The 21,447-nt window shown below is 72.7% G+C and carries 14 protein-coding genes and 1 pseudogene; 14 read left to right on the forward strand and 1 reads right to left on the reverse strand.

Annotated elements, in window-relative coordinates:
* Nucleotides 1-8: 8 nt before the first annotated feature.
* From AB0I16_RS06820 to AB0I16_RS06840, 5 genes and pseudogenes are all read left to right on the forward strand, one after another.
* Nucleotides 9-854, forward strand: a complete 846-nt coding sequence (locus AB0I16_RS06820) for a type II secretion system F family protein (RefSeq protein ID WP_363248363.1) — start codon at nt 9-11, stop codon at nt 852-854.
* Nucleotides 851-1,630 carry a type II secretion system F family protein gene (locus tag AB0I16_RS06825; protein ID WP_363248232.1) on the forward strand — a complete coding sequence of 260 codons (780 nt, stop codon included), beginning with the start codon at nt 851-853 and terminating at the stop codon, nt 1,628-1,630. The genes AB0I16_RS06820 and AB0I16_RS06825 overlap by 4 nt, the downstream gene beginning before the upstream one ends.
* A gap of 138 nt (nt 1,631-1,768) precedes the next feature.
* Complete coding sequence (locus AB0I16_RS06830; protein ID WP_363248233.1) at nt 1,769-1,975, forward strand: DUF4244 domain-containing protein; 207 nt, start codon at nt 1,769-1,771, stop codon at nt 1,973-1,975.
* Entirely contained in the window at nt 1,962-2,414 is a 453-nt protein-coding gene (locus AB0I16_RS06835) for a TadE family type IV pilus minor pilin (RefSeq protein WP_363248234.1), read from the forward strand. Before AB0I16_RS06830 ends, AB0I16_RS06835 begins: the two co-directional genes overlap by 14 nt.
* A pseudogene (locus AB0I16_RS06840) lies at nt 2,411-2,755 on the forward strand (Rv3654c family TadE-like protein); the annotation flags it as partial. The gene AB0I16_RS06835 and the pseudogene AB0I16_RS06840, both read left to right, overlap by 4 nt.
* Nucleotides 2,756-3,059: 304 nt before the next feature.
* On the opposite strand, the gene AB0I16_RS06845 reads toward AB0I16_RS06840, so the two are convergent.
* On the reverse strand, nt 3,060-5,903 hold the full coding sequence (locus tag AB0I16_RS06845) for a DEAD/DEAH box helicase (protein ID WP_363248235.1): 2,844 nt from the start codon (nt 5,901-5,903) through the stop codon (nt 3,060-3,062).
* An 80-nt stretch (nt 5,904-5,983) separates the two neighbouring features.
* On the opposite strand from AB0I16_RS06845, the gene bldG reads away from it, so the two are divergent.
* From bldG to AB0I16_RS06890, 9 genes are all read left to right on the forward strand, one after another.
* Nucleotides 5,984-6,325, forward strand: coding sequence for an anti-sigma factor antagonist BldG (gene bldG / locus AB0I16_RS06850; RefSeq protein WP_005475923.1), 342 nt, complete (start codon nt 5,984-5,986; stop codon nt 6,323-6,325).
* Nucleotides 6,326-6,467: 142 nt separating this feature from the next.
* The gene (locus AB0I16_RS06855) at nt 6,468-6,905 is read left to right on the forward strand and encodes an ATP-binding protein (RefSeq protein ID WP_363248236.1); all 438 of its coding nucleotides are present in this window, start codon (nt 6,468-6,470) and stop codon (nt 6,903-6,905) included.
* A 460-nt stretch (nt 6,906-7,365) separates the two neighbouring features.
* Nucleotides 7,366-9,768, forward strand: coding sequence for a sodium-translocating pyrophosphatase (locus AB0I16_RS06860; RefSeq protein ID WP_363248237.1), 2,403 nt, complete (start codon nt 7,366-7,368; stop codon nt 9,766-9,768).
* 263 nt (nt 9,769-10,031) lie between these two features.
* Nucleotides 10,032-10,619 (forward strand): small secreted protein, encoded by a 588-nt coding sequence (locus AB0I16_RS06865; protein WP_363248238.1) that lies wholly within the window; start codon nt 10,032-10,034, stop codon nt 10,617-10,619.
* 293 nt (nt 10,620-10,912) lie between these two features.
* Complete coding sequence (locus AB0I16_RS06870; protein WP_363248239.1) at nt 10,913-12,427, forward strand: class I SAM-dependent methyltransferase; 1,515 nt, start codon at nt 10,913-10,915, stop codon at nt 12,425-12,427.
* Between the two features lie 506 nt (nt 12,428-12,933).
* Nucleotides 12,934-13,131 (forward strand): hypothetical protein, encoded by a 198-nt coding sequence (locus AB0I16_RS06875; RefSeq protein WP_363248240.1) that lies wholly within the window; start codon nt 12,934-12,936, stop codon nt 13,129-13,131.
* Between the two features lie 324 nt (nt 13,132-13,455).
* Nucleotides 13,456-16,302: a type I DNA topoisomerase gene (topA, locus tag AB0I16_RS06880; protein WP_363248241.1), complete on the forward strand. Its 2,847-nt coding sequence runs from the start codon at nt 13,456-13,458 to the stop codon at nt 16,300-16,302.
* A 124-nt stretch (nt 16,303-16,426) separates the two neighbouring features.
* Complete coding sequence (tmk, locus tag AB0I16_RS06885) at nt 16,427-19,675, forward strand: dTMP kinase (protein WP_363248242.1); 3,249 nt, start codon at nt 16,427-16,429, stop codon at nt 19,673-19,675.
* 479 nt (nt 19,676-20,154) lie between these two features.
* A complete protein-coding gene (locus tag AB0I16_RS06890; RefSeq protein WP_363248243.1) occupies nt 20,155-21,360 on the forward strand; it encodes a DNA polymerase III subunit delta' in 1,206 nt (401 codons plus the stop codon).
* Nucleotides 21,361-21,447: the final 87 nt, after the last annotated feature.

Consider the following 21,447-nt stretch of genomic DNA (forward strand, 5'->3'; position numbering starts at 1 on the left):
GTACGTCGATGTGGGCGGCGGCGGTCTGCGCGGGCGGCGCGGCCTGGCTGATGGGTGGCCGTGACAAGGGAGCCGGAAGGGTCCACGCGGTGCTGGCGGTGCCGGTGTCCGCGCGAACGGACGACTGGTCCTGGTGGCGTGTCGTCACTGCGGCGCGTGCGCGGATGCGGCACGAGTGGTGGTGCCTCGCGGCGGGACTCCTGGTGGCGTTCCTCGGGGCGTCCGTGGTGCCGCTGGTGGCAGGGCCGGTGGCGGTTCCGCTGGTCAGGCGGGTGCGGCGGGCCAGGGACGCGCGCGTTTTGCGGGAGCGGCGCGGCGCGGCGGTCATCGCGCTGTGCGGGGCGCTCGCGAGCGAGGTGCGGGCGGGACGGCAGCCCGGGGACGCGCTGCGGCTGTCCCTCGGCGGGGAGGCCGCGCGTGGGCTCTCCGAGGAGGCCCGGAGCGCGGCCCTCGCGGCGGCGCGCTTCGGCGGGGAGGTGCCGGACGCACTGCGAGAGGCGGCGCGGGAGCCGGGGGCCGAGGGATTGCTCGGTCTTGCGGCGTGCTGGCGGGTGGCGGTCGACCGGGGCGCCGGTCTCGCTGCGGGGCTCGAACGGCTGGAGGCGGCACTGCGCTCCGAGCGCGATCAACGAGCTGAGCTGCGCGCACAGCTGGCCGGCGCGCGTTCGACGGCGGTGATGCTCGCGGGCCTGCCGGTGCTCGGACTGCTGATGGGCAGCGCGCTGGGAGCCGAGCCGCTGCGGGTGCTGCTGCACACGGGGGCGGGCCTCGGATGCCTGGCTGCGGGCGCGGTGCTCGAAGGCGCCGGCATGTGGTGGGCGCTGCGGATCGTGCGGGGGGCGGAGGGGCGATGAACGATATCCACAGCCTGGGGGTAACGGTGTGGGGAATCTCGGCCGCGCTGTGGGTGGTGTCGGCGCTGCTGGCCGCGCGGCGCGAGAAGACGGCGCGGCACCGCACCGAAGCGGTCCTCGGCGCGGAGACACCGGCTGCGGGGCGCTTGAAGCGGCGGCCGGTGGTACGGGGCGGGGCGCGCGCCTGGCTCACGGCGACGGGCACGGCGGGCGCGGTCTACGCCCTGGTGGGCGGCAGCGTGGGGCTGTTGCCGGCGGTGGCCGCGGGGTACGCCGCGTGGCGCTGGGACCGGAACCGGGCGTCGCCTCACGAGCGCGGCGAGCGGGGCGAGGCGGCCGCTGCGCAACTGCCCCTCGCCGCAGACCTCCTGGCGGCGTGTGTGGCCGCGGGGGCGAGCCCTGTCGTGGCGGCCAGAGCGGTCGGCGAGTCCCTGCGGGGGCCGGTGGGCGAGCGGCTGGCGCGGGGAGCCGCGGAAGTCCGGCTCGGCGGTGAACCGGGCGAAGCCTGGCGCCACGTGCGGGAGATTCCGGGAGCCGCACCGCTGGCCCGCCTCCTGGAGCGCGCCGACGAGTCGGGAGCACCGGCCGCGGAACCGGTGGCACGCCTCGCGGCGGACGCACGGGCCGAGCGAGGCCGCGCGGCCACGGCCAAGGCACGACGGGCGGCGGTCCTGATGACGGCTCCGGTGGGCCTCTGCTTCCTCCCGGCGTTCGTCGCGGTCGGCGTACTGCCGGTGGTGATCGGCCTGGCGGAAGGGCTGCTGGGCGCGGGGTGAGCGCGGCGGGTGCGCAGACCAAGTGCACAGACCGAATAGGCGAACCAGGTGGGCCAACCAAGCGGGGCGACCAAGTGGGCGGACCGAGTGGGCGGACCGAGTGAGCGAATCAAGTGGGCGAATCGATGGAGGTCGGAGATGTTTGGACGCGGGTGTAGTGCGCGGTGGCTGTCGCGGCGGGTCCACGCGGCGCGCGGGGACGCGGGAATGGTGACGTCCGAGTACGCGATGGGGCTGATCGCGGCGGTGGGATTCGCCGGGCTGCTCTACAAGGTCGTGACGAGCGGGCAGGTCAGGGCGGCGCTCCAGGCGATCGTGGAGAAGGCCCTCCATGCGCAGTTCTGAGGTGCGGCGGGCGCGGCGGGCCAGGGGCGGGCTGAGGGGTGGTGCGAGGGTCCGGCCGGGGCTGCGGGGCCGGGCCGGGGGCCGTGGGCGGGACGCCGGGTTCGTGACGGCGGAGGCGGCGGTGGTGCTGCCGACGCTGGTCCTGTTCGCCATGGCGCTTCTCTGGACGCTCCTTGCCGCGTGTGCGCAGGTCCAGTGCGTGGACGCGGCGAGGGCCGGCGCGCGGGCCGCGGCCCGGCAGGACCCGGAGGCGGTGGCCGTCGCGGCGGCACGGCAGGCGGCGCCGCGTGGCGCGCGGGTGTCGGTGCGGCGGGAGGGCGACCTGGTGCGCGTCGAGGTCGAGGCGGACGCCCCGGGGCCCACGGCCCTGGGCCTCGGCCTGCGGCTCCGGTCGACGGCGGTGGCGCTGGCGGAGGAGAGCGTGGGGGTGGGCGTATGACGGGCAGGCCATGGCGCGGGGCGGCAAGGGACCGAGGGACGGCCACGGTGTGGGTGACGGTGCTGATGGCTGTGCTCTGCGTGATCTGCGGGGCGGTACTCGCGATGGGGCAGGCTGTCGTGGCCCGGCATCGGGCGGGCGGGGCGGCGGACCTGGCGGCGCTGGCGGCGGCGGACCGTTGGGCGGTGGGGAGCGCGAAGGCGTGCGAGGGGGCGCGCCGGGTGGCCGAGGCGCAGGGCGCGCGGCTGGTGCGCTGCGCCGTTCGGGGAGAGATCTCCGAGGTGACGGCCTCGGCTTCCGTGGGCCCCTTCTCGCCGCGGGTCAGATCCCGCGCGGGGCCGCGGTCGGGGGTGCCGTTCGAAGGACCGGGGGCAGCATGGCCGCGGGGGCCGGCACCCGCGGCCGAGCTGGGCCGATCGGCCACCCAACCGCCGGCTACCGGGGCGGTCCCGGGGGCGAAGCCGGACCTACGCCAGCGGGCGAAGCCGGACCTACGCCAGCGGGCGAAGCGGGCCCCGCGCCAGAGAGCGAAGCCGGCCCCGCCTCCGAGGCCAGCCCCGCCTCCGAAGTCGGCTCGGAGGCAGGCGTGGGCCCCGAAGCAGACCCCGGCCCGGAAGCCCCCCTTCCCGGAGATGGAGCCGCCCCTCAAGCAGCCCCCGGCTCGGAAGCGGCCCCCGGCTCGGAAGCGGCCCCCGGCTCGGAAGCGGCCCCCGGCTCGGAAGCAGCCCCCGGCCCAGAAGCCGCCCCAGGCCCGGAAACGGCCTCCGTTCCCGGAGGTGGAGCCGCCCCCGGCTCCGAAGCCGCCGTGGGCCCGGAAGCAGCCCTCGGCCCGGAAGCCGCCCCCGGCTCCGAAGCCGCCGCGGACCCGGAAGCGGCCTCCGTTTCCGGAGGCGGAGCTACCCCAGGCTCCGAAGCAGCCCCCGGCCCAGAAGCCGCCGCAGGCCCGGAAGCGGCCTCCGTCCCCGGCAGTGAAGCCACCCCAGGCTCCGAAGCCGCCGCCACCCCCAAGCCACTCCCGCCACTCCCGCCAGAACCGCCAGGACCTTCCGCATCCCGCAGCAACACCGAGAGCAACCGCACCGCCCCCCGCTTGTGCAGCGGTTCGTTGCCGTTGCCGCACTTGGGGGACTGGATGCAGGAAGGGCAGCCGGCCTCGCATTCGCAGGACGCGATGGCCTGGCGGGTGGCCGTCAGCCATTCGCGGGCCGTGTGGAAGGCCCGTTCGGCGAAGCCCGCCCCGCCGGGGTGGCCGTCGTACACGAAGACCGTGGGGAGGAGCGTGTCCGGATGCAGCGGCACGGAGACACCGCCGATGTCCCAGCGGTCGCACGTGGCGAAGAGCGGCAGCATGCCGATGGAGGCGTGCTCGGCGGCGTGCAGGGCGCCGCCGAGGATCTCGGGATTGACGCGGGCCGCGTCCAGTTGGTCCTCGGTGACGGTCCACCAGACCGCCCGGGTGCGCAGCGTACGAGGAGGGAGGTCCAGCTTGGTCTCGCCGAGGACCTCACCCGTGATGACCCTCCGGCGCAGGAAGGAGACGACCTGGTTGGTCACTTCGACGGAGCCGTAGCAGAGCCGCCCCTGACCCCAGGGGACCTCGACGTCGGTCTCCAGGATGGAGATGGCCGTGGTGTCGCGCGCGGTCGTGGAGTACGGCGGCGCGGCCTCCTCGACCAGGGCCACGGAGTCCTGGAGGTCGAGGCGCCGCACGAGATACGTACGGCCCTGGTGGAGGTGGACAGCGCCCTCGTGGACGGTGGTGTGGGCGGCGGACGCGTCGACCGTGCCCAGCAGCCGCCCCGTGCCCTCCTCGACGATCTGGACGGGCTCACCGCCCTCGCCGCGGATGTCCGTGAGGTCGGCGGCCCGCTCCCGGCGGGTCCAGTGCCAGGCCTTGGTGCGGCGGCGCAGCAGCTTCGCGGCCTCCAGCTGCGGAAGCAGTTCCTCGGCGGCGGGGCCGAAGAGGGCCAGGTCGTCCTCGACCAGCGGCAGCTCGGAGGCGGCCGCGCAGAGGTGGGGCGCGAGCACGTAGGGGTTGTCGGGGTCGAGGACCGTGGACTCCACCGGTCGGCGGAACAGCGCCTCGGGATGGTGGACGAGATAGGTGTCCAGCGGATCGTCCCGGGCGACGAGGACGGCCAGCGCGCCCTGGCCGGAGCGCCCCGCGCGGCCGGCCTGCTGCCAGAGCGAGGCCCGGGTGCCCGGATAGCCCGCGATGACGACGGCGTCGAGGCCCGACACGTCGACGCCGAGTTCCAGGGCGGTGGTGGCGGCGAGGCCGAGGAGTTCGCCGGAGTGGAGGGCGCGTTCCAGGGCGCGGCGCTCCTCCGGGAGGTAGCCGCCGCGGTAGGCGGCGACGCGGTGCGTGAGGGAGCGGTCGACCTCGGCGAGGCGTTCCTGGGCGATCACCGAGATCAGCTCGGCGCCGCGCCGGGACCGTACGAAGGCGACCGAGCGGACGCCCTGGACGGTGAGGTCGGTGAGGAGGTCGGCCGTCTCGGCGGTGGCGGTGCGGCGGACGGGGGCGCCCTTCTCGCCGTGGAGATCGGTGAGCGGCGGTTCCCACAGGGCGAAGACGAGGTCGCCGCGGGGTGAGGCGTCGTCGGCGACCTCCTTGACCGGCAGCCCGGTGAGGCGCTCCGCCGACACGGCCGGTTCGGCGGAGGTGGCGGAGGCGAGGAGGAAGACGGGTTCGGAGCCGTAGCGGGCGCAGAGGCGGCGCAGGCGGCGCAGGACCTGGGCGACGTGGGAGCCGAAGACGCCGCGGTAGGTGTGGCACTCGTCGATGACGACGTAGCGCAGGGCGCGCAGGAAGGAGGACCAGCGCGGGTGGGAGGGCAGTATCCCGCGGTGCAGCATGTCGGGGTTGGTCAGTACGTAATTGGCGTACTGCCGCACCCACTCGCGCTCCTCGAAGGGGGTGTCGCCGTCGTACACGGCGGGACGCACGGCGTTGCCGAGGGGAGCGGCCAGTTCGCGGACGGCGCGGCGCTGGTCGGCCGCGAGGGCCTTCGTGGGGGCGAGGTACAGCGCGGTGGCGCCGCGCCCGTTCGGAGCCTCGGAGCCGTCCAGGAGGGCGGAGAGGACGGGGGTGAGGTAGGCGAGCGACTTGCCCGAGGCGGTTCCGGTGGCGACGACCACCGAATCGCCGTCGAGCGCGTGCTCGGCGGCGCGTGCCTGGTGGGCCCAGGGGTGCTCGATTCCCGCCGCTCGGATGGCGGATATGACCTCCGGCCGGATGCGGTCGGGCCAGACTGCATACCGGGCCTCACGTGGGGGCATGTGCTCCGTATGAGTGACGCGCGCAGCACGGCTCGGCCCGGCGGTGAGTCGGTCGAGGACCGCCCGCGGAGAGGCGTGTGCCCCGGCGCCCGCAGAGGGTTCTCCGGGGGGAGAAATGTTGGCCATCGGCATCGAGTGTGTCACTGGTGGGATGGACAATGGTCGTAAGGCGTCGTGCACGCCCGCCGGTAAGTGATTGAATGCCATCGCGGCTGGCGATCCGTCCTGGGGGCTCTGCCGAGGTGTCCCGAGGGATGACCGCTCGATAGCAAGGTGCTGGAGGTTCCGTGGACCTGTCCCTGTCGACCCGTACCGTCGGCGATCGCACGGTCGTCGAGGTCGGTGGCGAAATCGATGTGTATACCGCGCCCAAGCTGCGCGAGCAGTTGGTCGAGTTGGTGAACGACGGCAGTTTCCATCTGGTCGTCGACATGGAGGGCGTGGACTTCCTCGACTCCACCGGACTCGGCGTGCTGGTCGGCGGCCTGAAGCGTGTGCGTGCCCATGAGGGCTCGCTGCGCCTGGTCTGCAACCAGGAGCGCATTCTCAAGATTTTCCGCATCACCGGTCTGACCAAGGTGTTCCCGATTCACACCTCGGTCGACGAAGCGGTCGCGGCCACCGACTGACCGGCGTGCGGCTGAGTGCCGGACGACGGAGGTCCGGCGCACCAGCCGGGCGTCTGGGCCGTTGGCCCGTGTGGCAGTACAGCAGGGGGCCGGGCCTCGGCCCGGTCCCCTGACAGCACGCGTGTAAGTCCGAGGGGGACGTATGGCCACCGTCGAGCTCCGCTTCAGCGCGCTGCCCGAGCATGTGAGGACCGCCCGTCTGGTGGCGGCCGCGGTCGCGCGCAGGGCGGGAGTGGACGAGGCCGTCCTCGACGAGGTCAGGCTCGCCGTCGGTGAGGCCTGCACGCGCGCCGTCGGACTGCATCAGGCCGGCGGCGTCACGGCGCCGGTGCGTGTCGCGCTCATCGAGGACGAGAAGCAGTTCTCCATCGAGGTCGGCGACGAGGCACCCCGTTCGGCCCCCGGTGACCGGGCGCCCGGCACGGCGGGCCAGGGCGAGGGGCTTGAGGCCGAGGGCGAGGACGAGATGGGCCTCGCGGTCATCAGCGGTCTCGTGGACGACGTCGAGGTCACCGCGGGTGAATCCGGTGGCCTGATCCGCATGAGCTGGCCGACGACCCCCGCGCCGCTCCTTTCCTAGGCACGGCGCCCTGAGGGCGCGGACAAGGCCCTGCCCGTCGCCGCAGCGACCGCCTGCCCGTCGCCGCAGTGACCGCCCCCGCGGCACCGCGGTGACCGGCCTATGCAGGGCACCGGGCCGAGCCGTCGCCCCAGCGCCCGCTGCCCCGGAGCCATCGCCTCTGCCCGTACAGGCACCCGGCCCGCGTAGCCCTCACCCCCCGCCATCGCATCCCCTGGCGCCCCGTGATGAACAGGGCTTTTCTTCGGGTGATCTTATTTCTTGTTAGATCGACGATCTTTCGGCAATCACTCGTCAACGGTTTTGAGGCATTACCGCTTTCAGGGCCAACCGGTGACGTGGATCATTTGCTCAGGGGCAATCTCCGGTCAATTGCGTTAGCGGCGCTCTGTTTTGATCAGGTTCCGCTCCCTACAATCCGTCCACATCTTGAGCTCAGGTCAAGCGTCAAGGAGGACGAATGGCGGGGCTTTCTACCCCTCATCAGATTGACCAACCCACAACCTTCGCAGCCGCAGTACTGACGGATGACAACCGTCTCATCGTCATGGTGATCGCGGCCGTCGCGCTCGCGGCGCTCGTCGTCGCGGGCGTGCTGGTACGCCAGGTTCTCGCGGCGGGCGAGGGAACCGACAGCATGAAGAAGATCGCGGCAGCGGTCCAGGAAGGCGCGAACGCCTATTTGGGCCGGCAGCTCCGCACACTCGGTGTATTCGCCGTCGTGGTGTTCTTCCTGCTCATGCTGCTGCCCGCGGACGACTGGAATCAGCGCGCCGGACGATCGATCTTCTTCTTGATCGGAGCGGCGTTCTCGGCGACCACCGGCTATATCGGTATGTGGCTCGCCGTACGCAGCAATGTGCGCGTGGCAGCCGCCGCCCGGGAAGCCACTCCGGCGGCGGGTGAACCCGAAAAGGATCTCACCGCCGTCTCGCACAAAGCCATGAAGATCGCTTTCCGTACGGGCGGTGTCGTCGGCATGTTCACGGTGGGGCTCGGTCTTCTGGGCGCCTCCTGTGTGGTGCTCGTCTACGCCGCCGACGCGCCGAAGGTGCTGGAAGGTTTCGGCCTCGGCGCGGCGCTGATCGCGATGTTCATGCGTGTCGGCGGCGGCATCTTCACCAAGGCCGCCGACGTCGGCGCCGACCTGGTCGGCAAGGTCGAGCAGGGCATTCCGGAGGACGATCCGCGCAATGCCGCGACCATCGCCGACAACGTGGGCGACAACGTCGGCGACTGCGCGGGCATGGCCGCCGACCTCTTCGAGTCGTACGCCGTGACGCTGGTCGCCGCGCTGATCCTCGGCAAGGTGGCGTTCGGCGACTCCGGGCTCGCCTTCCCCCTGCTCGTCCCGGCCATCGGTGTCGTGACGGCGATGATCGGCATCTTCGCGGTGGCGCCCCGGCGCGCCGACCGCAGCGGCATGAGCGCCATCAACCGCGGCTTCTTCATCTCCGCGGTGATCTCGCTGGCCCTCGTGGCCGTCGCCGTCTTCGTCTACCTGCCGTCCTCGTACACGAAGCTGGACGGCGTCACGGACGCGGCGATCAAGAGCCACGACGGCGATCCGCGGCTGCTCGCACTGGTCGCCGTGGCCATCGGCATCGTGATGGCCGCCCTGATCCAGCAGCTCACCGGGTACTTCACCGAGACCAGCCGGCGTCCCGTCAAGGACATCGGCAAGACCTCGCTGACCGGTCCCGCGACGGTCGTCCTCGCCGGCATCTCGATCGGTCTGGAATCGGCCGTCTACACCGCGCTGCTCATCGGGCTCGGTGTGTACGGGGCGTTCCTGCTCGGCGGTACGTCGATCATGCTCGCCCTCTTCGCGGTCGCCCTGGCCGGTACGGGCCTGCTGACCACCGTCGGCGTCATCGTCGCCATGGACACCTTCGGCCCCGTGTCCGACAACGCGCAGGGCATCGCGGAGATGTCCGGTGACGTCGAGGGCGCGGGCGCGCAGGTGCTCACCGACCTGGACGCCGTCGGCAACACGACCAAGGCCATCACCAAGGGCATCGCCATCGCGACCGCGGTCCTCGCGGCCTCGGCGCTCTTCGGGTCGTACCGCGACGCCATCGCGACCGCGGCCAGGGACGTCGGCGAGAAGCTCGGCGACGGAGCCCCGATGAACCTGGTCATGGACATCTCGCAGCCCAACAACCTGGTCGGCCTGATCCTCGGTGCCGCGGTCGTCTTCCTCTTCTCGGGGCTCGCGATCAACGCGGTGTCGCGGTCGGCGGGCGCCGTGGTCTACGAGGTGCGGCGGCAGTTCCGCGAGAAGCCCGGGATCATGGACTACAGCGAGCAGCCCGAGTACGGGCGCGTCGTCGACATCTGCACCAAGGACGCGCTGCGCGAGCTGGCCACACCGGGTCTGCTCGCCGTGCTCACGCCGATCGCGGTCGGCTTCTCGCTCGGGGTCGGCGCGCTCGGCTCGTTCCTCGCGGGCGCGATCGGCACGGGCACGCTGATGGCGGTCTTCCTCGCCAACTCGGGCGGGGCCTGGGACAACGCGAAGAAGCTCGTCGAGGACGGCCACCACGGCGGCAAGGGCAGTGAGGCCCATGCCGCGGTGGTCATCGGCGACACCGTGGGCGACCCGTTCAAGGACACCGCGGGCCCGGCGATCAACCCCCTGCTGAAGGTGATGAACCTGGTGGCGCTGCTCATCGCGCCCGCGGTCATCAAGTTCAGCTACGGGGACGACGCCAGCGTCGGCATGCGGGTGCTGATCGCGGCGCTCTCCATCGCGGTCATCGTCGGCGCGGTCTACGTCTCCAAGCGGCGTGGCATCGCCGTGGGCGACGAGGGCAACTCCGAGCGGGCCGCCAAGCCGGCCGATCCCGCGATCGTCTCCTGAACCCTCCGGTCCCTGTCCAACGTGTGGGCGGGCGGCGCGTCTTGACGCACCGTCCGCCCACACGTCTGTACAAACACTCACCGGCCGCCCGTCACCCGTCCGTCACCCGCCTGCCGTACGCCGACGCGCGCGTGGAGCCGTGAGCCTTCTCTCCCGCTCCAGGCCCTGTCCGGCTTGGTGCAAATGGCTGCAATAGGGGTTGTAGCGGACGCTCGGCATGCGGATGTAGCCCAGTTGGCGTGTAAGTTCCGGGGCCGAGAGCCATGGAAGGGACCAATCCGGTGAACAAGAAGCTTGCAGCCGCACTGTCCGGCGGTGCGGTACTGGTACTCGCTCTGTCAGGGTGCAGCAGCGACGACGGCAACAAGGAGCTGGACGACTGGGCCAAGAAGGTCTGTGACTCCGTTCAGCCGCAGTCGAAGAAGATCGCGGACGCCAACGCCGCGATCCAGCAGGAGACCTCGGACAACAGCTCGCCGGCCGACGTCCAGAAGACGGACTCCAAGGCGTTCCAGGACATGTCCGACGCCTACAAGGCGATGGGCGACTCCGTGAAGAAGGCGGGGGCCCCGCCGGTCGACGACGGCAAGAAGAAGACGGACGACGCCGTCAAGGAGCTCAACGCCATCTCCACGTCGTACGGAGACCTGAAGAAGCAGGTCGACGGCCTGGACACGAAGAACCAGGCGGACTTCGCCGACGGCCTCAAGGACGTCGCGGGCGAGCTGGACAAGCTGAGCAAGAGCGGCAACAGGGCGCTGGAGAAGCTCCAGGAGGGGGAGGTGGGCAAGGCGATGGGCCGGCAGGACAGCTGCAAGAGCGCGTCCGCCACGCCTTCCACGAAGGGCTAGCCCTTCCCGGCGGCGCGTGCGGCGGCCACCACAGCCACCATCGCCGGCACGACTGCGACAGCCACCATGGCCGGTACGTCTGCCACAGCCGCCACGGCGGTACGTCTGCCTCAGCCACCACGGCCGTCACGTCTGCCGGGGCCGCCACAGCGGTCACGACCGCCACAGCCGTCGGCCGCGGTGTACGTGCGCACGCCGTCCGTCCCGCCGCTTTTCGGCCGTACGTTTCTCACGCCCTCGGTGCCCTGTGCGGCGCCGAGGGCGTCGGCGTGGCGGCGGGCCACAATGGAGGGGTGAGTAACGCCAGCCTCCCCCTGCCCTCGTCCGACCGCGCCGACGTGGCCGCCTCCCTGCGGGAGGCCCTGCTCGACGCCGCCTTCACCGCCGACGGGCTGCTCGAACTGCTCGGGGCCTCCGCGTACGCCGCGCTGGCCCGCAGTGAGACCGTCCCCGCGCTGCGCGCCACGCGCGGCGACGGCGCGCTCGCCGCGCTCGTACGCCTCTTCCTGCTCCAGGAAGCCGTCCCGCACGCACGCGTGGCCGGCGTTCTGCCCGTAGACGCCCTCCTGGAGAGCGGTTGGCTGACCGGACGGGACGGTGAGCTCCGGGCGACCGTGGACGTGCGGCCCTACGGCGGGCCGAGCGGCGAGGACTGGTTCATCGTGTCCGACCTGGGCTGCGCGGTCGGCGGCGCGGGCGGCATCGGCAGCCATGACGAAGGCGTCGTCCTCGGGGTCGGCGGGGCGTCCACGACGCTCGCCGGGATCACCGTGCGCATGCCGGTCGAGAGCGCGCTCGACCTCGGCACCGGCTCCGGCATCCAGGCGCTGCACGCCGCGCAGCACGCCACGCGCGTGACGGCCACCGACCTCAACCCGCGGGCGCTGGAGTTCACGCGGCTCACGCTGGCGCTGTCCGGTGCCCCGGCGGCGGACCTGCGGGAGGGCTCCCTCTTCGAGCCCGTGGCGGACGAGACGTACGACCTGATCGTCTCCAACCCGCCCTTCGTGATCTCGCCCGGCGCGAGGCTCACCTACCGCGACGGCGGGATGGGCGGGGACGATCTGTGCCGCTCGCTCGTTCAGGAGGCGGGGGAGCGGTTGAACGAAGGGGGGTACGCGCACTTCCTGGCCAACTGGCAGCACGTGGACGGCGAGGAGTGGCAGGACCGGCTGCGCTCCTGGGTGCCGCGCGACTGCGACGCCTGGATCGTGCAGCGCGAGGTGCAGGACATCACGCAGTACGCCGAGCTGTGGCTGAGGGACGCGGGGGACCACCGCCAGGACCCCGCGCGGTACGCGGAGCGGTACGAGGCGTGGCTGGACGAGTTCGAGGCGCGGGGCACGCGCGCCGTCGGGTTCGGCTGGATCACGCTCAGGAAGTCCGGTTCCGACGAGCCGTCCATCACCATCGAGGAGTGGCCGCACCCCGTCGAGCAGCCGCTCGGCGACACGGTGCGGGAGTTCTTCGCGCGGCAGGACTATCTGCGCGCGCACGACGACGCGGCGCTGCTCGCCGGGCACTTCAAGCTCGCCGACGAGGTCGTGCAGGAGCAGGTCGGGCTGCCGGGCGCGGAGGACCCCGAGCATGTCGTGCTGCGCCAGCACCGCGGGATGCGGCGGGCCACCAAGGTGGACACGGTGGGCGCCGGCTTCGCCGGGGTGTGCGACGGGTCGCTGAGCGCGGGCCGCATCCTCGACGCCATCGCGCAACTGGTGGGTGAGGACCCGGTGTTGCTGCGGGACCGGACGCCCGCGCAGATCCGGCTCCTCGTTGAGCAGGGCTTCCTGCTGCCGGTCGAGGCGTAGGCGCGCCCTCGCGGTCGGCGCAGGAGCGCTGCCGTCCCGACTCCGGGCCGGCGTAGGGGCGGTTCCAGTGCCGGAGGGGTGGCTCCGGTGTCGGCGTAAGGGGTGGTTCCCGTTCGGGACGGGTGGCTTCGGTGTCGGTGCAAGGGGCGGCACCAGTGACGGCGTCGGGCCACCGGAGCCCTGGTGTGCCGCTGTCTCCGGCCGTTCCGGCGGGGCCCTGGGCCGCTTTCGGGCGGTCGGCCGCGGTGTTCCGGCCAGAGCGGGCGGAACCGGCCAACCTGCCGTACAGATCCGGCAATTCGGGTTCGGTAGGCAGAGTCGTCGGGCCGCCTCCCGAGGGCCACGTGGGTCGGGCGGCCGTCGGCCGCCCGTCGGCAGGGGGCGGAGCGTCCGGGCCCGGCGTGGGGCCGCCGACCGTTCACCCCGATTTAGCGCTCCCGATTCCCGCGCGTGTCAGCCTCCGAGCGGGGACCGTGAAGGAAGAGCTGTACGGGGAGGCAAGGGCAATGGAGAGCGCACCAGCGATCTTCGCCGGAACGGTGTTCGCGCTGTTCGGCGCCGGGCTGCTGCTGTGGACCGGGGTGCGCGTCGCGCACCGCGCACCCGTCGCCCAGGGTGTGAGTCCCGTCGCATCGGCGACGCTCGCCGCACTCGCGGGCGCGGTCGCGCTCCTCCTCGCGGCGTGGTGCTTCACGCGGCTGTGAACCCCGTGCGCGGCCGCCCTCCTCCGGTGGGGCGGAACGACGCGCTCCGGTGATCGCGCCGACGGGCCGCGGCCACGACCATGGCACGGCCCCGGAATGGAGGGTCCACCCTCCGGGCGGCAGGAATGGCGGTAGTCGGGTTACCGTTCGAGTGGCCGTTGCGGGCTTTTACCGTTTGACACGGGGGCGGGATGTACCGTCACACTCCGCAGCGTCAGCGCAACGCAAGCCATGCGAGCACTGCCACCGCACTGTCACGAGCACTGCGACCGAGCGGTGCCACCGCGCACTGCCACCGAGTGTCGACCGGAGAGAAGAGCGAAGTTGTCCCCGACCAGCGAGACCGCACAGGGCGGCCGCCGACTCGTCATCGTCGAGTCGCCTGCCAAGGCGAAGACGATCAAGAGCTACCTCGGCCCCGGCTACGTAGTCGAGGCGAGCGTCGGGCACATCCGTGACCTCCCCAACGGCGCCGCGGAGGTGCCCGAGAAGTACACCGGCGAGGTGCGCCGCCTCGGCGTGGACGTCGAGCACGACTTCCAGCCGGTCTATGTCGTCAACGCCGACAAGAAGGCGCAGGTCAAGAAGCTCAAGGACCTGCTCAAGGACTCCGACGAACTCTTCCTCGCCACCGATGAGGACCGCGAGGGCGAAGCCATCGCGTGGCACCTCCTGGAGGTCCTGAAGCCCAAGGTCCCCGTCCACCGCATGGTCTTCCACGAGATCACCAAGGACGCGATCCGCAGCGCCGTCGCCAACCCGCGCGAGCTGAACAAGCGCATGGTCGACGCCCAGGAGACCCGCCGCATCCTCGACCGCCTCTACGGCTACGAGGTCTCTCCGGTCCTGTGGAAGAAGGTCATGCCGCGCCTGTCGGCGGGCCGCGTGCAGTCCGTGGCCACCCGCCTCGTCGTCGAGCGGGAGCGCGAGCGCATCGCCTTCCGCTCCGCCGAGTACTGGGACCTGACCGGCACCTTCGGCACCGGCCGTGCCGGTGACGCCTCCGACCCGTCGCAGCTCGTCGCCCGCCTCACCACGGTCGACGGCAAGCGCGTCGCCCAGGGCCGCGACTTCAACTCCGTCGGGCAGCTGAAGGCCAACAGCACGGGCACCCTCCACCTGGACGAGGCCAACGCCCGCGCGCTGGCCGCCGCCCTCCAGGACACCGCCTTCTCCGTGCGGTCGGTCGAGTCCAAGCCCTACCGCCGCTCGCCGTACGCCCCGTTCCGTACGACGACCATGCAGCAGGAGGCCTCGCGCAAGCTCGGCTTCGGCGCGAAGGCCACCATGCAGGTGGCCCAGAAGCTGTACGAGAACGGCTTCATCACGTACATGCGTACGGACTCCACGACCCTGTCGGACACGGCGGTCGCCGCCGCCCGCGCGCAGGTCACCCAGCTCTACGGCAGCGACTACCTGCCGGACAAGCCGCGCACGTACGCGGGCAAGGTCAAGAACGCGCAGGAGGCGCACGAGGCGATCCGCCCGTCGGGCGATCGTTTCCGCACCCCCGCGGAGACCGGTCTGACCGGGGACCAGTTCCGGCTCTACGAGCTGATCTGGAAGCGGACCGTCGCCTCCCAGATGAAGGACGCGACCGGCAACTCCGTCACGGTCAAGATCGGTGGCCGCGCCGCCGACGGCCGCGACGCCGAGTTCAGCGCGTCCGGCAAGACGATCACCTTCCACGGCTTCCTCAAGGCCTACGTCGAGGGCGCCGACGACCCGAACGCCGAGCTGGACGACCGCGAGCGCAGGCTCCCGCAGGTCGACGAGGGCGACGCGCTCTCCGCCGACGAGATCTCCGTCGACGGCCACGCGACCAAGCCGCCGGCCCGCTACACCGAGGCCTCGCTGGTCAAGGAGCTCGAAGAGCGCGAGATCGGCCGCCCGTCGACGTACGCGTCGATCCTCGGCACGATCCTCGACCGCGGGTACGTCTTCAAGAAGGGGACGGCGCTCGTCCCCTCGTTCCTGTCGTTCGCCGTCGTCAACCTGCTCGAAAAGCACTTCGGACGGCTCGTCGACTACGACTTCACCGCCAAGATGGAGGACGACCTCGACCGCATCGCGCGCGGCGAGGCGCAGGCGGTGCCGTGGCTGCGGCGCTTCTACTTCGGTGAGGGCGAGGGCTCCGGCTCCGCCGCCGAGGCGGGCAACGGCGACGGCGACCACCTCGGCGGCCTCAAGGAACTCGTCACCGACCTCGGCGCGATCGACGCCCGTGAGGTGTCCTCCTTCCCCGTCGGCGACGGCATCGTGCTCCGCGTGGGCCGCTACGGCCCCTACATCGAGCGCGGCGAGCGTGACTCCGAGAACCACCAGCGCGCGGACGTGCCGGAGGACCTGGCGCCCGACGAGCTGACCGTGGAGTACGCGGAGGAGCTGCTCGCCAAGCCGAGCGGTGACTTCGAGCTGGGCACGGACCCGCAGAGCGGCCACCAGATCGTCGCCAAGGACGGGCGGTACGGCCCGTACGTCACCGAGGTGCTCCCCGAGGGCACCCCGAAGACGGGCAAGAACGCGGTCAAGCCGCGCACGGCGTCGCTCTTCAAGACCATGTCGCTCGACACGGTCACCCTTGAGGACGCGCTCAAGCTGATGTCGCTGCCGCGCGTGGTCGGCACCGACGCCGAGGGCGTCGAGATCACCGCGCAGAACGGGCGCTATGGCCCCTACCTCAAGAAGGGCACGGACTCCCGGTCCATCGACACCGAGGAGCAGCTCTTCACCATCACGCTGGAAGAGGCCCTGGAGATCTACTCCAAGCCGAAGCAGCGTGGGCGTGCCGCGGCGAAGCCGCCGCTGAAGGAGCTCGGCGAGGACCCGGTCAGCGGGAAGCCGGTCGTCGTCAAGGACGGACGCTTCGGGGCGTACGTGACCGACGGTGAGACCAACGCGACCCTGCGCGCGGCGGACTCCGTGGAGGAGATCACCCCGGAGCGGGGCTACGAGCTGCTCGCGGAGAAGCGGGCGAAGGGCCCCGCCAAGAAGACGGCGAAGAAGGCTCCCGCCAAGAAGGCCACCGCAAAGAAGACCGCCGCCAAGAAGACGGCGGCGAAGAAGACGACGGCCACGGCCAAGAAGACCGCGGCCAAGAAGACCACCACCAAGAAAACCGCCGCAAAGAAGACGGCCGCTTCCGCGAAGAGCGCTGCTTCGGAGAGCTGACGTCCTGCCGCCGGGCGCCCTGTTTCCGGGGCGCCCGGCAGCAGCGGCGACGCGCCCGGTCACCGGACGTTCGTTTGTTCGGGTGGGGACGCATGGACATCGGGCGTCCGGATAGGCTGGACGGATGACGCGTGCCGAGCAGCCAACGGCCGGAATCCCGGCCCCCGACGACGCCCTGGTCGCAGATTCCCGAGAGCGTGCCGTCCGCGCCTTGCTGCGCGTACCGCAGCTGAAGCGCTTGTGGAGCGCACAGTTGGTGGGCAGCGTCGGTGACGCGCTCGCCCTGCTCGTCCTGGTGATCCTCGCGCTCCAGTCGGCCATCTCCGAAGCCGCCTTCGGCGGTGGATACCGTGGCGTCGCCCTCGCCATCACCGCCGTCTTCGGAGCCCGCGTCCTCGCCACGCTGCTCTTCGGGGCCGTGCTGCTCGGCCCCCTGACCTCCCTCACGGCGCCGGACGGGCCGCTCGACCGGCGCTGGACCATGGTCGGGGCCGACGGCGTGCGCGCCGCGCTGCTCGTCGTCGCGCCACTGTGGATCGACTGGACCCCGGACAACGCCCTCGCGGTGATCCTGGTGACGTCCTTCGTGATCGGCGTCGCCGAGCGGTTCTGGACGGTCGCCAGGGAGTGCGCCGCGCCCGCGCTGCTGCCCGCGCCGCCCCTGGAGGGCGCGACGGTGCGGCCGCTGCCCGACCACATGGACGCGCTGCGGCGCCTCTCCCTGCGTACGGGATTCGTGGCGCTGCCCGTCGCGGCCGTCGTGCTCGTGGCCATCACGCTCGTCGGCAACCTGCTCGGCGCCGGTCTCGAATGGTTCGCACTGCACCAGGCGGGGCTCGCCTCGTTCGTCGCGGCCGGGCTGTTCGCCGCGTCGCTCTCCATCGTCTACTTCCTCGTCCTGCCCGGCAGGCAGACGCCACGCGCGCGTAGCCCGCTCGAAGGACTGCGCAGGCCCCGCACCGGCACCGGCCCCGACAAGGGACGTACGGGCGCCATCCCGCTGCTCGTCGTCGCCTGCGCCGCGGTCGCCACCGCCATCGCCGCGGCCGTCGCCGTGGCCCTGCTGCACGCCAAGGACCTGGGCGGCGGGCCCGTCGCGTACGGCCTGTTCGTGCTCGCCCTGACCGGCGGCACCGTCGCGGGCATCGCCGGCGCGCCGTCCCTGCTGCCCTCGCTCTCGCGCCGCCGGCTGCTCGCGCTGGCGCTGACGCTGACCGGCGTCGCGCTGCTCGTGGCGGGCCTCGTGCCCGACGTGACGACCGTGCTGCTGCTCCTGGCCCTCGCCGGAGCCGCCGCGGGCGTCGCCGCGAACACCGGGCACGCGCTGCTCGACCAGGAGGTCGAGGACTACCGCAGGATGCGCATCGCGGAGCACCTGCAGGCGGTCGTACGCCTCTGCGTCGCGCTCGGCGCCCTCGTGGCCCCGGTGGTCGCCGCCCTGATCGGGCCGCACCGCGTGGTCAACGGCAAGTTCGTCTTCGACCACGGCGGCGCCGCCTTCACGCTGATGCTGGTCGGCGCGCTGCTCCTGCCGGTGGCCGCGCTGCTGCTCGCCAAGACCGACGACCGGCAGGGCGTACCGCTGCGGCACGACCTGCGCGACGCCCTGCGCGGCGGTGACGACCCGGCGCAGGCACCCTGCGCCACGGGCTTCTTCATCGCCCTTGAGGGCGGCGACGGAGCGGGCAAGTCCACCCAGGCCGAGGCGCTCGCCGAGTGGATTCGCGCCAAGGGCCACGAGGTCGTCGTCACACGCGAGCCGGGCGCCACGCCCGTCGGCAAGCGGCTGCGCTCGATCCTGCTCGACGTCTCGTCGGCAGGTCTCTCGCACCGCGCGGAGGCACTGCTGTACGCCGCCGACCGCGCGGAGCACGTCGACACCGTCGTGCGGCCCGCCCTGGAGCGCGGCGCCGTGGTGATCTCCGACCGGTACATCGACTCGTCCGTCGCCTACCAGGGCGCCGGACGCGATCTCTCGCCCACCGAGGTCGCCCGCATCAACCGCTGGGCGACCGGTGGCCTCGTACCGCATCTGACCTGCCTGCTCGACGTGGCGCCCGAGGCTGCGCGCGAGCGGTTCACCGAGGCGCCCGACCGCCTGGAGTCGGAGCCCGCCGAGTTCCACGCACGCGTGCGGTCCGGTTTCCTCACCCTCGCCGCGGCCGACCCGGGGCGCTACCTCGTCGTCGACGCCTCCCAGGCGCCGGAAGCGGTCACCACCGTGATCAGGCACCGCCTCGACATGGTGCTCCCGCTCTCCGAGGCCGAGATCAAGGCCAGGGAAGAGGCCCGCAAGGCCGCCGAGGAGGAGGCCAGGCGCAAGGCCGAGGAAGAGGCTGCGCGCAAGGCGGAGGAGGAGCGCCTGGAGCGCGAGCGCCAGGCGCAGCTCGCCAAGCTCCGCGCCGAGGAGGAGGAGCGCAAGCGCCGCGAGCTGGAGGAGGCGCAGCGCCGCGAGGCCGAGCGGCAGGCAGAGGAGGCGCGTAAGCGTGCCGAGGAGGCGCGCCGCAAGGCCGAGGAGGAGAAGGCGAGGCTGCTCGCGGAGGAGAAGCTCCGCGCGGCCGAGGAGGAGCGGCGCCGCCGCGAGGCCGAGGAGGAGGAGCGCAGGCGGGCCGAGGCGGAGGAGCGCCGCCTGGAGAAGCAGCGCAAGGCGGAGGAGGCCCTGCTCCGGGCCGAGGAGGCGCGGCGGATGGCGGCGGCTTCCGCGGCCGCGGCGGCCGCGGAGGCGGAGACCGCCAGGGCCGCGGCGGCTGCTCGGGCGGCCGAGGCCGCCGCGGCGGCGCCGAAGCGGGCGGACCTCACCAAGGCTTCCGGGTCCGCATCGGGCTCCGCTTCGGCTGCTCCGGCGACCGGCGGTGCGTCCGGGGCCCGGTCCGGTGGCCGTTCCGGCGGCCGGTCCGTCCCCGACAACGAGACGACGGTGCCCACGCCCGTGGTGAAGCCGTCCGCCGGTCCCACCGGCCCTGTCGGCCCCACAGGCCCCACTGGTCCTGCCGACGAGACGGCCGTGCTGCCGCGGGTGCGGCCGGACGGGCCGGGTCCTGAGGACACCGAGGTGCTGCCGCAGCCGCAGGTGCCGGGCGCGGCGGACGAGACGGCGGTGCTGCCCGCCGTTCAGGAGGACCGGGTTCCGCCGGGCTACTTCCGTGACGAGCGGCCCTCGCCCGACGGTCCCAACGAGCGGACGGCGGAGCTCCCGCAGGTCGACGAGCAGGGCGTGCCCCGGCGGCCGCGGCCCGACTGGGCCGAGGAGACCCCGCTGGACGACATGCCGACGCTGGCCGACGAACTGCTCGGCGGCCAGGACGGCCAGGGCGACGAGGGTGACGTGAGCGACGAGGGCGGCCGGCGTCGTCGGGGCGGCCGACGGGGCTGACGGTTCTGGCGCGGGGGCCTTGGGCGGTCTGCGGCTTGGGCCCCGCTTCGGTCCGGCCCCGTCGGGGTCGGGCCGGGCTCTCGCCCGGCTCCCGCCGGGTTCGCGCCGGGGCGGGCACGGCGTCGCTCGGTGTGGGCGGCGTGGGCGTGGCTGGGCTCGGCAGAGCGGGCTTCGCGTGGCGTGAGCGGGCTGCGCTCGGCAGGGCGGGCTTCGCGTGGCACGGCTGGGCTTCGCTCGGCGTGAACGGGCTTCGCGTGGCACGGCTGGGCTTCGCTCGGCGTGAACGGGCTTCGCGTGGCACGGCTGGGCTTCGCTTGGCGGGGGCGTGCTTCGGTGGCGTGGCTGGGCTTCGCTCCGTGCGAGTGGGTTGCGGAAAAGCCCACGTCAGCGTCCGGGCGGCCCGCGTTGTCAGTGCCGTGTCCCACAATGGGCAGTCCGGCAACAGCACAGAGCAGTGAGCGGCGTAAGGCGGTGACCCCATGAGCGTGTGGGACGACCTGGTGGGGCAGGAGCGGGTGAGCGAGCAGCTGGCGGCTGCCGCCCGGGACGCCGACGCGCAGGTGACGGCGGTCGCGGCGGACACCCCGCTGCCCGACTCGTCGAAGATGACGCACGCCTGGCTGTTCACGGGCCCGCCGGGCTCCGGGCGGTCCACCGCCGCGCGCGCCTTCGCCGCGGCCCTGCAGTGCACCAGCCCGGACCGCGCGCTGGGCGGCGCCCCCGGATGCGGGTTCTGCGACGGCTGCCACACCAGCCTGATCGGTACGCACGCCGACGTGGAGGTGGTCCGCACCGACCTGCTCTCCATCGGCGTGAAGGAGACCCGCGACCTCGTGCGGCGGGCCCAGCTGTCGCCGGCGGTGGGGCGCTGGCAGGTCATCGTCCTGGAGGACGCCGACCGCCTCACCGAGGGCGCGGGGAACGTCCTGCTGAAGGCCGTGGAGGAGCCCGCTCCCCGCACGGTGTGGCTGCTCTGCGCGCCCTCCCTGGAGGACGTGCTGCCGACCATCCGTTCCCGCTGCCGGCACCTGACGCTGCGTACGCCTCCGGTGGACGCCGTGGCCGACGTGATCGTACGCAGGGACGGCATCGAGCCGGACGTCGCGGCCGTCGCCGCGCGGGCGACGCAGGGTCACATCGGCCGTGCCCGGCGCCTCGCCACCGATCCGCGCGCGCGTGAGCGCAGGGCCGCCGTGCTCAAGCTGCCGCTGCGGGTGCAGGAGATCGGCGGCTGCCTGAAGGCCGCCCAGGAGCTGATCGACACGGCCGCCGAGGACGCGAAGCAGCTGGCCGAGGAAGTCGACGTCAAGGAGACCGAGGAGCTGAAGGCGGCGCTCGGGGCGGCGCAGGGCGGCCGGATGCCGCGCGGCACGGCGGGCGTGATGAAGGAGCTGGAGGACAAGCAGAAGCGCCGCAGGACCCGTACGCAGCGCGACAGCCTCGACCTCGCGCTCATCGACCTGACCGCGCTCTACCGCGACGTGCTCGCCCTGCAGCTCGGCTCCCGCGTGGCCATCGCCAACACCGAGGTGCAGGACATGCTGGAGCGCATGGCCCTGGGCACCTCGCCCGAGTCCACCCTGCGCCGGATAGAGGCGATCGGTGCCTGTCGCACCGCTCTGGACCGCAATGTGGCACCGCTCTTGGCGGTCGAGGCGATGACGGTGGCGCTGCGGGCGGGTTGAAGCAGCCGCGGCACCACCCAGGGGTGAACTCCGGACACGAGGGGGCGGATGGACGACTCACTCGTACGAGTAACGCGTGAGTACGTT

It is taken from the genome of Streptomyces sp. NPDC050703, assembly GCF_040654435.1.
GTDB lineage: Bacteria > Actinomycetota > Actinomycetes > Streptomycetales > Streptomycetaceae > Streptomyces.